This is a genomic window from Rhizobium sp. 01N447_2, assembly GCF_056399245.1.
Genome location: NZ_JBFTQY010000013.1, coordinates 118,448 through 133,510 on the forward strand (window position 1 = coordinate 118,448; position 15,063 = coordinate 133,510).

The 15,063-nt window shown below is 60.8% G+C and carries 16 protein-coding genes, 3 tRNA genes and 1 riboswitch; of the genes, 15 read left to right on the forward strand and 4 right to left on the reverse strand.

All coding sequences use genetic code 11. The features are described 5' to 3' along the window. Nucleotides 1-17: 17 nt before the first annotated feature. Nucleotides 18-173, forward strand: a riboswitch (FMN riboswitch). 189 nt (nt 174-362) lie between these two features. Both ribN and AC1ECN_RS10805 read left to right on the forward strand, forming a co-directional pair. Further along, complete coding sequence (gene ribN / locus AC1ECN_RS10800; protein WP_455710431.1) at nt 363-1,271, forward strand: riboflavin transporter RibN; 909 nt, start codon at nt 363-365, stop codon at nt 1,269-1,271. Nucleotides 1,272-1,354: 83 nt separating this feature from the next. Continuing rightward, nucleotides 1,355-3,565, forward strand: coding sequence for an esterase-like activity of phytase family protein (locus AC1ECN_RS10805; protein WP_477952960.1), 2,211 nt, complete (start codon nt 1,355-1,357; stop codon nt 3,563-3,565). An 84-nt stretch (nt 3,566-3,649) separates the two neighbouring features. On the opposite strand, the gene AC1ECN_RS10810 is transcribed toward AC1ECN_RS10805, so the two are convergent. Then, nucleotides 3,650-4,636: an aldo/keto reductase gene (locus AC1ECN_RS10810; RefSeq protein ID WP_130672350.1), complete on the reverse strand. Its 987-nt coding sequence runs from the start codon at nt 4,634-4,636 to the stop codon at nt 3,650-3,652. A gap of 244 nt (nt 4,637-4,880) precedes the next feature. On the opposite strand from AC1ECN_RS10810, the gene AC1ECN_RS10815 reads away from it, so the two are divergent. Further along, nucleotides 4,881-5,282 carry a (R)-mandelonitrile lyase gene (locus AC1ECN_RS10815; RefSeq protein ID WP_197727399.1) on the forward strand — a complete coding sequence of 134 codons (402 nt, stop codon included), beginning with the start codon at nt 4,881-4,883 and terminating at the stop codon, nt 5,280-5,282. Between the two features lie 109 nt (nt 5,283-5,391). Here the strand turns inward: AC1ECN_RS10815 and AC1ECN_RS10820 are convergent, their stop codons facing one another. Continuing rightward, nucleotides 5,392-5,997 carry a class I SAM-dependent methyltransferase gene (locus AC1ECN_RS10820; RefSeq protein ID WP_024321118.1) on the reverse strand — a complete coding sequence of 202 codons (606 nt, stop codon included), beginning with the start codon at nt 5,995-5,997 and terminating at the stop codon, nt 5,392-5,394. A 165-nt stretch (nt 5,998-6,162) separates the two neighbouring features. Between AC1ECN_RS10820 and AC1ECN_RS10825 the strand changes: the two genes are divergently transcribed. Further along, on the forward strand, nt 6,163-6,516 hold the full coding sequence (locus AC1ECN_RS10825; RefSeq protein WP_130661352.1) for a hypothetical protein: 354 nt from the start codon (nt 6,163-6,165) through the stop codon (nt 6,514-6,516). Nucleotides 6,517-6,648: 132 nt separating this feature from the next. Further along, nucleotides 6,649-7,197, forward strand: coding sequence for a glutathione peroxidase (locus AC1ECN_RS10830; RefSeq protein WP_130672352.1), 549 nt, complete (start codon nt 6,649-6,651; stop codon nt 7,195-7,197). 59 nt (nt 7,198-7,256) lie between these two features. On the opposite strand, the gene AC1ECN_RS10835 is transcribed toward AC1ECN_RS10830, so the two are convergent. Next, complete coding sequence (locus AC1ECN_RS10835) at nt 7,257-7,655, reverse strand: hypothetical protein (protein WP_018069463.1); 399 nt, start codon at nt 7,653-7,655, stop codon at nt 7,257-7,259. A 101-nt stretch (nt 7,656-7,756) separates the two neighbouring features. Further along, a tRNA-Val gene (locus AC1ECN_RS10840) sits at nt 7,757-7,832 on the reverse strand. A 404-nt stretch (nt 7,833-8,236) separates the two neighbouring features. Here AC1ECN_RS10840 and AC1ECN_RS10845 point away from each other — a divergent pair. The 10 genes from AC1ECN_RS10845 (at nt 8,237) to AC1ECN_RS10890 (ending at nt 14,995) form a co-directional block, all read left to right on the forward strand. Then, a tRNA-Asp gene (locus tag AC1ECN_RS10845) sits at nt 8,237-8,313 on the forward strand. Nucleotides 8,314-8,397: 84 nt separating this feature from the next. Then, a tRNA-Asp gene (locus tag AC1ECN_RS10850) sits at nt 8,398-8,474 on the forward strand. Nucleotides 8,475-8,721: 247 nt separating this feature from the next. Further along, a complete protein-coding gene (locus AC1ECN_RS10855) occupies nt 8,722-9,087 on the forward strand; it encodes an NADH-quinone oxidoreductase subunit A (RefSeq protein WP_010055493.1) in 366 nt (121 codons plus the stop codon). Then, complete coding sequence (locus tag AC1ECN_RS10860) at nt 9,078-9,662, forward strand: NuoB/complex I 20 kDa subunit family protein (RefSeq protein WP_003547368.1); 585 nt, start codon at nt 9,078-9,080, stop codon at nt 9,660-9,662. The genes AC1ECN_RS10855 and AC1ECN_RS10860 overlap by 10 nt, the downstream gene beginning before the upstream one ends. 18 nt (nt 9,663-9,680) lie before the next feature. Continuing rightward, on the forward strand, nt 9,681-10,283 hold the full coding sequence (locus AC1ECN_RS10865; RefSeq protein WP_018069464.1) for an NADH-quinone oxidoreductase subunit C: 603 nt from the start codon (nt 9,681-9,683) through the stop codon (nt 10,281-10,283). Nucleotides 10,284-10,348: 65 nt separating this feature from the next. Beyond that, nucleotides 10,349-11,539, forward strand: coding sequence for an NADH-quinone oxidoreductase subunit D (locus AC1ECN_RS10870; protein ID WP_012756960.1), 1,191 nt, complete (start codon nt 10,349-10,351; stop codon nt 11,537-11,539). Next, nucleotides 11,539-11,811 carry a hypothetical protein gene (locus tag AC1ECN_RS10875; protein ID WP_025394095.1) on the forward strand — a complete coding sequence of 91 codons (273 nt, stop codon included), beginning with the start codon at nt 11,539-11,541 and terminating at the stop codon, nt 11,809-11,811. Before AC1ECN_RS10870 ends, AC1ECN_RS10875 begins: the two co-directional genes overlap by 1 nt. A gap of 16 nt (nt 11,812-11,827) precedes the next feature. After that, nucleotides 11,828-12,994 (forward strand): NADH-quinone oxidoreductase subunit E, encoded by a 1,167-nt coding sequence (locus tag AC1ECN_RS10880; protein WP_130672353.1) that lies wholly within the window; start codon nt 11,828-11,830, stop codon nt 12,992-12,994. 10 nt (nt 12,995-13,004) lie between these two features. Further along, nucleotides 13,005-14,309 (forward strand): NADH-quinone oxidoreductase subunit NuoF, encoded by a 1,305-nt coding sequence (gene nuoF / locus AC1ECN_RS10885; RefSeq protein ID WP_003547378.1) that lies wholly within the window; start codon nt 13,005-13,007, stop codon nt 14,307-14,309. 2 nt (nt 14,310-14,311) lie between these two features. Next, the gene (locus AC1ECN_RS10890) at nt 14,312-14,995 is read left to right on the forward strand and encodes a 5' DNA nuclease (RefSeq protein ID WP_477952963.1); all 684 of its coding nucleotides are present in this window, start codon (nt 14,312-14,314) and stop codon (nt 14,993-14,995) included. The last annotated feature ends 68 nt before the right edge of the window (nt 14,996-15,063 follow it).

Consider the following 15,063-nt stretch of genomic DNA (forward strand, 5'->3'; position numbering starts at 1 on the left):
GCTTTGATCTACGACGTTTCTGTTCTCAGGGCGGGGTGAAACTCCCCACCGGCGGGTAAGGGTTTCGGCTCGAGCCCGCGAGCGCCTTTCCTCGTGTCCAAGCGGGGGAAGGCTCAGCAGATCCGGTGCGATTCCGGAGCCGACGGTTAAAGTCCGGATGGAAGAGAATGAGCGTCGGCCGTGCGAAGGGCAGGGGTTGCCCTGTGCCGCTTCGTCGGGGTTCATGCGTCCTGATTTATGTTGGTCCCACTGCATAATTTTATCCTTAAATCGGAATCGATTTAAGGATAAAATTATGCAGCGATTTAAAGTGCTACAGCGTCCTTTGCGCGTCTGAAAAGACGCGCGGCGCTGTAGTTTGGATGAAAGACATGAATCAGACTTCCCTTGCAGTCTCGCCGTCCCGCGCCGTTGTCGGCGCCCTCTGGATGGTGCTTGCCGGCATTGCCTTTTCGCTTCTCAACGTCGTCACCCAATGGCTGACGATGAAGCTTGCCTTTCCCTCGGCGTCGGCAGCTTTCTGGCAATATGGCTTCGCCTTCCTGTTTTCGCTGCCGTTCCTTAAGAGGCTCGGCCTTGCGGCGATGCGCACGGACTATCCCTGGCGTCACCTCGTGCGCGTCGCGCTTGCCGCGCTCGGCGTCGAAGCTTGGGTCGCGGGCCTTGCCGCGGTGCCGATCTGGCAGGCGATCGCACTGGTGATGACCTCGCCCTTCTTCATCATTCTGGGCGCCCGGCTTTTCCTGGGTGAGCGCGTCGGCCCGGCCCGCTGGGCTGCGACGGCTGCGGGTTTCACCGGAGCGATGATCATCCTGCAGCCATGGTCTGATGGTTTTGGCTGGGCGGCTCTCTTGCCTGTGCTTTCGGCGCTGCTGTGGGGCGCCTCGTCGCTGATCACCAAGAGCCTGACGGGTATCGAACGACCGGAGACGATCACCGTCTGGCTGCTCGTTCTGCTGACGCCGATAAATGGCGGGCTGGCGCTTGCGGCAGGCTTTGCAGTGCCGACGGGCGCAACCCTTGCCCTGTTCCTGCTGGCGGGGCTGCTGACTGCCGCAGCGCAGTATTTCCTGACGCTCGCCTATGCAGCCGCTGATGCCGCCTATGTCCAGCCGTTCGACGATCTGAAGCTGCCGTTGAACGTACTGGCGGGTTGGCTGTTCTTCGGTTATGCGCCGGCGGGTTATCTCTGGCTGGGAGCGGCTCTCATCCTGTCTGCTTCGCTGTTCATCATGCGAAACGAGATGCGCCGGGAGCGCAAACCAGCCTGACGTGATCAGGTGCAAAATGCCGCATCTGTCATGCCTCTGTCATGCCGCGCGCGCAGAAAACTCCTGTTTCGAATGTTCGACACATGGGGGATTTCATGACAATTTCATCGCGCAAGGCAGTGCTCGCTGTCGTGCTTCTCGCATCCGTTGCTTTTCCGGCCGCGGCCGAACCGGTTTTCAACCGCATCGCTTCCTTCCCGGTCGCAGAGAACCCGCCGGCTGACAAGGACAAGCTGTCGGTGAGCTCCGCCGAAATCATCACCGCGACCGACGACGGCAACACGCTGATCTATAGCGACAGCCCGCTCGGCGCGATCGGCTTCATCGATATTACCGATGCCAAGGCACCGAAGGCCGGCGGCGCGGTGATGATGGACGGCGAGCCGACATCGGTCACCTCCAGCGCCGGCAAGGCGCTCGTTGCTGTCAACACCTCCGAAAGCAAGGCGAAGCCCTCGGGCCGTCTCGCGATCGTCGACGTGGCGACCAAGAAGACCGAGAACAGCTGCGATCTCGGCGGCCAGCCGGATTCGATCGCCCTCAACAAGGACAAGACGCTCGGCGCCATCGCAATCGAAAACGAGCGCGACGAAGACGTCAATGACGGCAAGATCCCGCAAATGCCGGCCGGCGACCTCGTCGTCTTCCAGGTCAAGAACGGCACCGTCGATTGCGGCACTATCAAGCACGTGGCGCTGACCGGGCTTACCGGCGTCGCCCCTGAAGATCCGGAGCCGGAATTCGTCGCCTTCAACGGCCTGAACGAGATTGCCCTCACGCTGCAGGAGAACAATGAGATCGTCATCATCGACGCCAACACGGCTGACGTGAAGACGCATTTCTCCGCCGGCAGCGTCGATCTTTCCGGCATCGACACCAAGCGTGACGGCGCCCTGAAATTCTCGGGCGAAGCCAAGGGCGTGCTGCGCGAGCCCGACGCCGTGAAGTGGCTGGACGACAACCGCCTCGTCGTCGCCAATGAAGGCGACTACCAGGGCGGCTCGCGTGGTTTCACCATCTTCGACAAGACGGGCAAACTTCTCTACGAATCAGGCGCCTCCTTCGAACGCGCCGTTGCCCATATCGGCCACTATCCGGAAAGCCGTTCGGGATCGAAGGGCGTCGAGCCGGAAGGCCTCGAAGCCGCCAAGTTCGGCGGCGATCAGTATTTCTTCCTGCTCGCCGAGCGTGCTTCGGTCGTCGGCGTTTTCAAGGATACCGGCGCCGATCCCGAACTCATCCAGCTCTTGCCGTCGGGCATTTCGCCGGAAGGCGCGATCGCCATTCCCGCGCGTAATCTTTTTGCGACCGCCAACGAGCTCGACCTCGGCAAGGACGGCGGCGCGCGCTCGCATGTGATGATCTACGAGCGCTCGGAAGGCGAAAAGGCCTATCCGCAGATCGTCTCTGCCGAAAAGGACGGCAATCCGATTGGCTTCGCAGCCCTTTCGGGTCTCGCCGCCGYTCCGGGCAAGCCGGGCATGCTCTACGCCGTCAGCGACAGCGTTCTGGGCTCGCAGCCGACGATCTACACGATCGATGCCAGCAAGAAGCCGGCCGTCATCACCGACGCCCTCGTCGTCAAGCGTGACGGCGCCCCGGCCCAGAAGCTCGACATCGAAGGCATCGCGGCTGCTGCCGATGGCTCCTTCTGGCTCGCCTCGGAAGGTTACAGTGAGCGTCTCGTCCCGCACGCGCTCTACAACGTCAATGCCAAGGGCGAAATCAAGGCCGAGGTCGCCCTGCCGAAGGAGCTCGTCGCCAACGAAATCCGTTACGGCTTCGAAGGCGTGACCATTGTCGGCACCGGCGACGATGCGACGCTGTGGATGGCGGTCCAGCGCGAGTGGAGCGACGACGAGAAGGGTTTCGTCAAGCTCGTCTCCTACAATCCGAAGAAGAAGGAATGGGGTGCTGTGCGCTATCCGCTCGACAGGACGGAAAGCGGCTGGGTCGGTCTGTCGGAAATCTCGGCTCAGGGCGACAGCGTCTTCATCATCGAGCGCGACAACCTCGTCGGTGATGCCGCCAGGCTGAAGAAGCTCTACAAGGTCGCGATATCGGACCTGAAGCCCGCCAAGCTCGGCGGTGAACTGCCGGTCGTCAAGAAGACTGAAGCCCATGACTTCCTCGGCGAACTGAAGACCGCGACCAATGGCTATGTGCTGGACAAGCTTGAAGGCTTCACCTTCGACGCGTCGGGCAAGCCCTACGCGGTCACCGACAATGACGGCGTCAGCGACTCCTCCGGCGAGACCCTGTTCTTCCCGGTTGACCTGGTCGGCACCAACTGAGCCCACCAACTGACCTTGACGGATCGATAATATGCAAATGGCCGGGCGAAAACCCGGCCATTTGCATTTTGGAGTGTTGGACGCCTACCAGCGCTGATGCACATGCGGCGCGATCAGCCGCCCATAGATCTCGCGCGTTGCCGCCATGAGGTCGGCCGAAAGCGGCGCAAGGTCGGCCGCGGCCGTGTTGGCCCTGGCTTGCTCGCCATTGCGGGCACCGGGGATGACGACGGTGACGGCATCGCTCATCAGGATCCAGCGGAGCGCGAAGGCGGCCATGGTCGCGCCCGCGGGCACCAGCTTGCGCACCTCTTCCACCGCCTGCAGGCCGACCTCGAAGGGCACGCCGGCAAAGGTCTCGCCGACATCGAAGGCTTCGCCGTTGCGGTTGAAATTGCGATGGTCGTCGCTGGCAAAATGTGTGTCCCGGGTGATCTTGCCGGAGAGAAGACCGCTTGCGAGCGGCACACGGGCGATGATCGCCGCATTCCTGCGGCGTGCTTCCTGGAAGAACAGGTGATCGGGGCGCTGGCGGAAGATGTTGTAGATGATCTGGATGCTGACGACGCCGGGATATTCGATCGCCTTCAGCCCGTCCTCGACCTTTTCGACGCTGACGCCGTAACCCTTGATCTTGCCGGCCTTCTGCAGCGCGTCCAGGCCCTCGAAGACCTCCGGCTGGTAAAGCACATCGCGGGGCGGGCAGTGGAGCTGCACGAGGTCGAGACTGTCGACGGCAAGATTCGTCAGGCTGCGGTCGATGAAACCTTCGAGATTAGCCTTGGTGTAACCTTCCGCGACATGCGGGTTGAGGCGGCGGCCCGCCTTGGTGGCGACCATCGGGCGCTTGCCCCCACGCGACTTCAGCACGTCAGCAATGATCTTTTCCGAGCGGCCGTCGCCATAGACGTCCGCCGTGTCGATGAATGTCATGCCGGCATCGAGCGCGGCATTCAGCGCCGCGCGTCCGTCGGCCTCGCTGATATCGCCCCAGGAGCCGCCGATCTGCCAGGCGCCGAAGCCGACATTGGTGACGGTGAAGGCCATGCGGCCAAAAGCATGGTGTTTCATGAAAAATCCTCCCTACTGCATGTCGCCCGGAAGTATTGCATCGGTTCCGGACAACGACATGCATAAAAACAAAGAGCCAAAGCACGTCGCATGATTCAAGCAAGATGCGACGCGCTGATGAAAGGCAATGGCACTATCAGCCAGGTGACACCGCGGCAATTGTCGATCCGGCTTTGATTGGTCGCCCCGATGAAATATCGTTCTGCTACAAGGCTTCAACCGCATGGATGGAAAAGGAAAGATCATGGAGATCAAACCCGCCGGCTCTCGCCCCTCGACGAAGCCACCGGCCGACTATTTCACCGGCGCCGTTCGCCAGGATCCGCTGATGGAGACGCCGGCGCCGGCACGGGCGAGGGCGGTCTCCGTCACCTTCGAACCCGGCGCCCGCACGGCCTGGCATACGCATCCGCTCGGCCAGACGCTGATCGTGACATCAGGCAAGGGCCTCGCCCAGAGCTGGGGCGGGGAGATCCGAGAGATCCGCGCCGGCGATACCGTCTGGTTCTCGCCGGGCGAAAAACATTGGCATGGTGCTGCCCCGGATACGGCGATGACGCACATCGCCATCCATGAAGCGCTGGACGGCAGCCACGTCGACTGGATGGAAAAAGTCAGCGACGAGCAATATTCCGGCCAAGCGTAAAGCATGTCACGCAAAAGTGTGCAGCGGTTTTGCGGTGAAGACATGCGCAAGACCAAAGACCTAAAGCGCGTGAAGCGAATCTGAAAGATCGCGCCGCGCTTTAGACTGATCAGAGCCGCTTCAGGCAATAGGAAAAATGCGCGTGCGATTCGACCGTCAGGAACTCGAATTGCCAGCCGTAATCCTTGCAGAATTTGGTGACCGCCTCGACGACGCCATAGACGATCGGCTTGACCGTATTGCCGGTGCAGAAATCATGCCCGGCAATGCGCCCCGTCCGCTTCACCTTCTTTTCGCAGAGCAGCAGTTCCTGCCAGGTGAGCTCGAAGGAATGATCGGTATCGATATAGGCCCAGTCGAGGAAATCGTCCTCGAATTCGGCAAGCTTCTCGAGCGATGTGCCTTGCATCAGATGCAGCCGGCCGGCCTCGATCTCGGCCGCGAAATTCGTGTGGATCGCGTCAAGCCCGGAGCTATAGCGATCCATCGACCAGGGATCGATGAGGTAGAGCTGCGCCGGGCGATTCTTTTCCAGGATCTCCGCCGTGTATTCGCCGAAGGCGGCTCCCACCTCGACACCGATGCCACCGTTCGGAATCCGGTAGAGCAGCTCGCCACGATCCGGCAGCAATCGGGCGTTTTCCATATGATGGGCGTTGAGCGGGGTGCGCGGCATGCTCGCCCGGAGCGCCTGCCTTTCTTCACGTGTCTTCATCTCTGATCTCGGGATTGCGGGCGACTGACGGCCCTGATGCGGTTTGACGGGAAGGTAGGAGCAGCCGGCACCGATGACAACCGCATGACAGGAATTTGCTTCTTTCGAACAAACCGCTAAGTTCCATCTGTGAACTGACGAAAAAGCCTCGGGAGGAGCGATTTCATGAGACGCATGTGGCCTGAAGAATTCAACACCATCATCAGCGGAGCTGAGGAGGTGATGTTGGAAACACCAGCCGAGGCCGGCGAAGCGCCGCTGCAGCGCAAGGCGCTGAAGGCGCGAATCACCATGCAGGATTACGAGCGGATCTGGCCGCTCGCCGAGATGCGCTTCCGGCTTGGCGAAAGAGATGGCAAGGCCATCACGCTGATCACCACCAACCCCCACTATCATCCCTGGCACCCGAAGGACGGCGGCAGCGTCGATTCCGTGTCGGACAGTGGCCGCCATTACAAGACGGATTATCTCGTCGTGCACTTCCTGCTCGACGACGTGAAGGAAACGTCTCCCGCCTGAGGTGCTGAGGCCCGGTGCGGCCGGAAGCCGCACCGGCGTCCTGTGGAAGCCAAGTTGATCCCGACGCTGATGACAACAGCGGCGATATCGCTAAGCTTAGCGAAACATATCCTTACGAAATTGGAGGTTCCCGTGACGGGCAACGTGCTGGATATCCCGGTCAAAACAGTGGATGGTCGTGAGACCACGCTCAACGAATACAAGGGCAGGGTGCTCTTGGTCGTCAATGTGGCCTCGAAATGTGGGCTGACAGTCCAATATGAGGGGCTGGAAAAGCTCTATGGGGAAAAGCGCGAGCGCGGCTTCGTCATCGCCGCCTTTCCCGCCAACGACTTCAAGGGCCAGGAGCCCGGCACCGACGCCGAGATCCTCGATTTCTGCACCAGCGCCTACGACGTCACCTTCCCGATCTTCTCGAAGATTTCGGTCAAGGGCGAAGCCCAGCACCCGCTTTACCGCCAACTGACCAAGTCGGGCGTGAAGACGACGGGCGACGGCCCGATGCGCGAACGCTTGAAATCCCACGGGATGACCGGCAGCGATGAGGACGACATCCTCTGGAACTTCGAAAAATTCCTGATCGGCCGCGACGGCAAAGTCGCCGCCCGCTTCGCGCCTGACGTGACGGCGGATGATTCGCGGCTGGTTTCGGCGGTGGAGAAAGAACTGGCGAAGGCATGAATAGTAGGGGATGGGCATCCTCCAAACAGCGAGGCATGCCCATTGCCCCGATCACGCCGTCACATCTGCGTCAGAGAAAATGAGAAGGCGCATCGGGCGCCGCTCATAAATGAAACGCGGTTTTGGAAAAACGAAAACGTATATTTATCGCCACTTTGACCGCTGTCTCTGAAAGACGCGGGGAATCGGCTGATTGTGCTTAAGACGCCGCGCTGGCTGGCTTTGCTGATTTCCAGGCTGCAGGCTGAATTGTCTGCATCGACCGAAAAATTAATCGGAAGATCTGACGGCATTCTCAGGAGATATGTTCTGGCTTCACGTGCCGGAGTTTCTCCCGAGGTTGTAATCGCCTGATCCCCGGCAGACAGGAACACCTCTTGCGCCGGCTCTCTGGCAATGCACGGCGGCGCAGCCACGCTGGCGAGAAGCAGCGTAGAGATGATGGCAACGGTTTTCATGAGGTGTCTCCTGACAAAACACCTTGCGCAGATCGTGGCCGGATTAGCGAGCTAATTCGGGAGCCTAACTCTGATGAACAAGCAGCAGGAAACTCTAGAAATGGTGGGCGATGACGGACTCGAACCGCCGACATCCTCGGTGTAAACGAGGCGCTCTACCAACTGAGCTAATCGCCCATCGCAAACGAAGCCGGATCGGCCTGCCGCGTTGGTGGCCGTGATCTATGCGGATCGCGGCAAAACCGCAAGAGTGTTTGTGAAGATTTTTTGATTTTTTTGGTGGTGGTCCCGTGTCTTGCAATGACGCTTAGGCTCGGCTCGGCTGTGGAAAAGTGAGGGGAGGGCGGCGAGCATCCCCGTTTCGAAGGCGTTGCGTCTGCGGCTGAGCATTGCTGCCGAAGACGGAAGTGCCGGCTTTTGTTCGTCTGGCACCCAACCCGCCGAAACAATTCGCGGACTGTCATTGTTTTGTCTCCAAACCTGCTTGACACTAAAAGGCGAACCCCGTAGTTAGCCGCTCATCGAAACGGGCAGCCGTTTTGGAGAGGGTGCGAAGGCATCCGGACTGCTTGAAATGAATTGCGGGTGTAGCTCAGTTGGTTAGAGTGCCGGCCTGTCACGCCGGAGGTCGCGGGTTCGAGCCCCGTCACTCGCGCCATTTCAAGTCTTGTAAAACGCAAATGCGATTTGTCGTTTGTCCGGTTGTCTTCATCCTCGCGGCCGCAAAATGGCCGATTAATGCGCGGGTGTAGCTCAGTCGGTTAGAGTGCCGGCCTGTCACGCCGGAGGTCGYGGGTTCGAGCCCCGTCACTCGCGCCATTCTCTCTTGAAAGCCATGCAGTTTCCAGTGGTCAGCCATGCGCGCTGAAGCGGCTTGCGCGGATTTGTCGCGACATCGTTGTATGTGCTTGATAGTGTCCCTCGGATACTCGTCGAATTGCCTCTGTAAAAGTCTTGCGCCGGGGCGTCGGCTGCGCTAACCACGGCTTGTTGCAACGCACGTTCGCTTGCCGGGCATTTGCCCAAATGCGCCGCCTGGCGTCTCCGGCAAGCAGGGATGAACATGATGACTGAACTGCTCAGTTCTTATATTCCGATCGCTATCTTCATTGCTATTGCGCTCGTTATCGGCCTGGCGCTGCTCATTGCGCCGTTCGCCGTGGCTTTCAAAGCGCCCGATTCGGAAAAGCTCTCGGCTTACGAATGCGGCTTCAACGCTTTCGATGACGCCCGCATGAAGTTCGACATCCGCTTCTATCTCGTGTCGATTCTCTTCATCATCTTCGACCTCGAAGTCGCCTTCCTCTTTCCCTGGGCCGTGTCTTTCGGCGCTATCGGCTGGTTCGGCTTCTGGTCCATGATGGTCTTCCTTCTCGTGCTGACCATCGGCTTTATCTATGAATGGAAGAAGGGAGCCCTGGAATGGGAGTAGCCCCTGTGAGCAATCAGCCGCTTGTGGCCCAGCAGCCGAAGGGGATCATCGATCCCTCGACCGGCAAGCCGATCGGCAGCAACGACCCATTTTTTGGCGAGATCAATAACGAGCTTGCCGACAAGGGGTTTCTCGTCACCTCGACCGACGAACTGATCAACTGGGCCCGCACCGGCTCGCTGATGTGGATGACCTTCGGTCTTGCCTGCTGCGCCGTCGAAATGATGCAGCTGTCGATGCCGCGTTATGACGTCGAGCGCTTCGGTTTTGCGCCGCGCGCCTCGCCGCGCCAGTCCGACGTGATGATCGTCGCCGGTACGCTGACCAACAAGATGGCGCCGGCGCTCCGCAAGGTCTACGACCAGATGCCCGAGCCGCGTTATGTTATCTCGATGGGCTCCTGCGCCAATGGCGGCGGCTATTATCACTATTCCTATTCGGTGGTGCGCGGCTGCGACCGCATCGTGCCGATCGACATCTACGTGCCGGGCTGTCCCCCCACGGCAGAGGCGCTGCTTTATGGCGTGCTTCTGCTGCAGAAGAAGATCCGGCGTACCGGCACGATCGAACGCTAAGGGTTAAGGACAAGGCATATGAGTGAAGCCCTGACTGAGCTTGCGTCCTACCTTGGTGAAGCGCGCGGTAATCTGATCGCCGCATCGCAGATGAAGTATGGCGAACTGACGGTGACGACGACGGGTGAGAACCTGATCGCGCTGCTGACCTTCCTGCGTGATGACGCCAAATGCGGTTTCGTCAACCTGATCGATATTTGCGGGGTCGACTGGCCGCAGCGCGAGCTGCGTTTCGACGTCGTCTATCACCTGCTGTCGCCGAAGAAGAACCTGCGTATCCGCGTCAAGGTCGCGACCGACGAGGATACGCCGGTTCCGTCGGCTTGCCCCGTCTATCCGGGCGCCGACTGGTTCGAGCGCGAGACCTGGGACATGTATGGTGTGCTCTTCACCGGCCATCCGGACCTGCGTCGCATCCTGACCGACTACGGCTTCGAAGGCCATCCGCTGCGCAAGGACTTCCCGACGACCGGTTTCGTCGAGGTTCGCTATGACGATGCGGCAAAGCGCGTCGTTTACGAGCCGGTGGAACTGAAGCAGGAATTCCGCAACTTCGACTTTATGTCGCCCTGGGAAGGCACGGAGTATGTGCTGCCCGGCGATGAAAAAGCGAAACAATAAATTCAAGGCGGCTGGTGGGCTTGGCCCGCCATTCACTGGTTATCTGAGAACGCGAGCCCATCGCCATGACAGAACACAACGTTCGCAACTTCAATATCAACTTCGGACCGCAGCATCCGGCGGCGCACGGCGTTCTTCGTCTTGTCCTGGAGCTTGACGGCGAAATTGTGGAGCGTGTCGATCCGCATATCGGCCTTTTGCATCGCGGCACCGAGAAGCTGATCGAGACCAAGACCTATCTTCAGGCCGTGCCCTATTTCGATCGTCTCGACTACGTCGCGCCGATGAACCAGGAACATGCCTATGCGATGGCCGTCGAAAAGCTGCTCGGCATCGAGATCCCGATTCGCGGCCAGCTGATCCGCGTTCTCTATTCGGAAATCGGCCGTATCCTCTCGCACCTCCTGAACGTCACGACGCAGGCCATGGACGTCGGCGCGCTGACGCCGCCGCTCTGGGGCTTCGAAGAGCGTGAAAAGCTGATGGTGTTCTACGAGCGCGCCAGCGGCTCGCGCATGCATGCCGCTTATATCCGTCCGGGCGGCGTCCACCAGGATCTGCCCGAACAGCTCGTGCAGGATATCGGCGCCTGGTGCGACCCGTTCCTGAAGGCGCTCGACGACATCGACAACCTGTTGACCGGCAACCGCATCTTCAAGCAGCGCAACGTCGATATCGGCGTCGTCTCGCTGGAGGAATGCTGGGCCTGGGGCTTTTCCGGCGTCATGGTGCGTGGTTCGGGTGCGGCCTGGGATCTGCGTCGCGCCCAGCCCTATGAATGTTACTCCGATCTCGAATTCGACATCCCGATCGGCAAGAATGGCGACAACTACGACCGTTATCTGATCCGTATGATCGAGATGCGTGAGTCGGTCCGCATCATGAAGCAATGCGTCAACCGCCTGCTCTCGGATGCCAGGACCGGTCCTTTCTCGTCAATCGACGGCAAGGTCGTGCCGCCGAAGCGCGGCGAGATGAAGCGCTCGATGGAAGCGCTGATCCACCACTTCAAACTCTATACCGAAGGCTACCACGTGCCGGCCGGCGAGGTTTACGCCGCCGTCGAGGCGCCGAAGGGCGAGTTCGGCGTCTATCTCGTCTCCGATGGCACCAACAAGCCTTATCGCTGCAAGATCCGCGCCCCGGGCTATGCCCATCTGCAGGCGATGGACTTCATGTGCCGCGGTCACCAGCTTGCCGACGTGGCGGCCGTGCTCGGCTCGCTCGACATCGTCTTCGGCGAGGTGGATCGCTGATGCAGCTTCTGCCGCTGGCCGTCGCAATCCTTCTTTCGGCATCCGGGGTTTCGGCTCAGGAGTCCGATAGCCTCGGCACGCCGCTGGGCCATAAGGAAGAGACGCCGCCGGCGCAGCAATCATCCATGGGCGAGCTTTTGTCCAAGGGCTATCAGATCAAGGCTGCCATTCCGAACGGCAGCAAATTCGTAGTATTTATGCAAAAAGACCAGTCGGCCTATGCCTGCGAAATGCAGTCTTTGACCGCTTCGCGGTGTGGAACCCTAAACTGACAAGGCGTGAGGAAGAATGTCCGTTCGTCGATTAGCCGAAGATCAATTCCAGCCTGCCGCATTCGCCTTCAGCGATGAGAATGCGGTCTGGGCGGACAAGACGATCCAGAAATACCCCGCCGGCCGCCAGCAATCGGCGGTCATTCCGCTGTTGATGCGGGCGCAGGAGCAGGACGGCTGGGTCACGCGCGCGGCGATCGAAAAGATCGCCGATATGCTTGATATGGCCTATATCCGCGTGCTCGAGGTTGCGACCTTCTATACGCAGTTCCAGCTGCATCCGGTGGGAACGCGCGCCCATGTGCAGGTCTGCGGCACGACGCCCTGCATGCTGCGCGGCTCGGAAGCGCTGATGTCGGTCTGCAAGAGCAAGATCCATGCCCATGCCTTCGAGCGCAATGCCGAAGGCACGCTGTCCTGGGAAGAGGTCGAATGTCTCGGGGCTTGCGTCAATGCGCCGATGGTGATGATCGGCAAGGACACCTATGAGGACCTGACGCCTGAGCGTCTCGAAGAGATTATCGACGTTTTTGCCGCCGGCAATGGCGCCAGCATCAAGCCCGGCACCCAGATCGACCGGGTGTTTTCGGCGCCCGAAGGCGGCCTGACCTCGCTGACGACCGAAGAGCCGAAGGTAAGGACGCGCGCCAAGAAGGCCGATGCCGAAACCGTATCGACTCCGGTCGACCGCGCTCCGGTTCCACCCTCCGAGGCCGCCCGCCCGAAGAGCACCGATGCCGAGACCAATGCTGCCCTGAAGACGCCGGCAACGGCGCCGAAGGCGGCTGCGAAAAACGCAAAGGCAGCCGAGCAGCAGCCGATATCAGGCACTGCAGCCGCCGAACCGGCGCCGAAAGCTGCCGTCAAGGCCGAGGCTGCCCCGGCGGCAAAGCCTGCCCTGACCGACAAGAACCGTCCGGCGGGCGTCGAAAAGCCCGCCGCACCGGATGATCTGAAGATGATCTCGGGTGTTGGCCCGAAGATCGAGGCGACATTGAACGAAATCGGCATCTTCACCTTCGCGCAGGTCGCAGGCTGGAAGAAGGCCGAACGCGAATGGGTCGACGGCTACCTGAACTTCCGCGGCCGCATCGAGCGCGATGACTGGGTCAAGCAGGCCAAGGCGCTCGCCAAGGGCGGGGAAGCGGAATATATCAAGGTCTTCGGCAAGAAGCCGCGGTAAGAGGTGAAGCATGTTACAAGATAAAGACCGCATCTTTACCAACATCTACGGCCTCAAGGACAAATCCCTGAAGGGCGCGATGAGCCGCGGCCATTGGGACGGCACCAAGCAGATCCTCGAAAAGGGCCGCGACTGGATCATCAACGAGATGAAGGCGTCGGGCCTTCGCGGTCGTGGCGGCGCCGGCTTCCCCACAGGCCTCAAATGGTCCTTCATGCCGAAGGAAAGCGACGGCCGTCCGCACTACCTCGTCGTCAACGCCGACGAATCCGAGCCCGGCACCTGCAAAGACCGCGACATCATGCGCCACGATCCGCATACGCTGATCGAAGGCTGCGTCATCGCGAGTTTCGCGATGGGCGCCAATGCAGCCTACATCTATGTGCGCGGCGAATATATCCGCGAGCGTGAAGCGCTGCAGGCGGCGATTGACGAATGTTATGATTATGGCCTGCTCGGCAAGAACAACAAGCTCGGCTGGGACATGGACATCTTCGTCCATCACGGCGCCGGCGCTTATATCTGCGGCGAAGAAACCGCGCTGCTCGAAAGCCTCGAAGGCAAGAAGGGGCAGCCGCGTCTGAAGCCGCCGTTCCCGGCCAATATGGGTCTCTACGGCTGCCCGACGACGGTCAACAACGTCGAATCGATCGCTGTCGCGCCGACGATCCTGCGCCGCGGCGCCGGCTGGTTCTCGGCCATCGGCCGTCCGAACAATGTCGGCACCAAGCTGTTCATGCTCTCCGGCCACGTCAACAAGCCGTGCACCGTCGAAGAGGAAATGGGCATCACCTTCCGCGAACTGGTCGACCGCCATGCCGGCGGTATCCGCGGCGGCTGGGACAACCTGCTTGCCGTCATTCCGGGCGGAGCATCCTGCCCGATCGTTCCGGCCAAGGACATCATCGACTGCCCGATGGATTTCGACGGCCTGCGCGGCGTCGGCTCTTCCTTCGGCACGGCCGCCGCGATCGTCATGGACAAGTCCACCGACGTCATCAAGGCGATCGCCCGTATCTCCGCCTTCTTCAAGCATGAGAGCTGCGGCCAGTGCACGCCCTGCCGCGAAGGCACGGGCTGGATGTGGCGCGTGATGGAGCGCATGGCCAAGGGCAATGCCCAGAAGCGCGAAATCGACATGCTGTTCCAGGTGACCAAGCAGATTGAAGGTCACACCATCTGTGCGCTCGGCGATGCCGCCGCATGGCCGGTGCAGGGTCTGATCCGTAACTTCCGTCCCGAGATCGAAAAGCGCATCGACCAGTATACGGCAAGCGCGCTCGATCACGGCGCGGTTCTGGAGGCGGCTGAATAATCATGGCGGACATTGCATCCAAGGGTAGGAAAAAGGAAGAAGCCGCCGATTTCGCGGCCGGTTTCGGCCGTCTTGCCGCCGAGATGCTGGAAAATGCACAGGCAATGCCGGTGCATCCGCTGATGGCGCATCCGGCCGCAGCCTTTGCCGCCGCAACGGCGATCGGCTTCGGTTTCTCGACCCAGATGGCCGGTGCTTTCTTCGGGGCTTGGCAGAGCGCCCTGGAAACCACCAGCAAGGTCGCTGCCGCCCTCGATGACACGCCGCCGGACGAGCCGGCGCCCGATGTCGATATCCGGCCGGAGAATATTCGCTCGGAGGTCAAGGCTTTCACCAAGCCGCCGGCCGAGAAGAAGGCAAGGCCGACACTGACTGTTGTCAAGCCGGTCAGCGCGCCGATCCCAGCCAGCCAAACCAAGGCCAGCCAGCCAAAGCCGGCAGTGAAGGCAAAACCGGTTGCGCGGGCTGGAAAGGCCGACGATCTCAAGCTGATCGCCGGCATCGGCCCGAAGCTGGAGCAGGTGCTGAACGCCAAGGGCATTCGCAGCTTCGCCGAGATCGCTGCCTGGACCGACGAGGAGATCGCCCGGCTCGACGCTGAGCTCGGCTTCAACGGCCGCATCGGCCGTGACGACTGGGCCGGTCAGGCGAAAGTTCTGGCAGKGCGGGGCCGCAGAAAGAAATGAACTGTCCGGCCGTGTCAATCGGCCGGAAAGATGGGCAGGTCGGCGGACGGGCGGGGGCCTCAAGATGC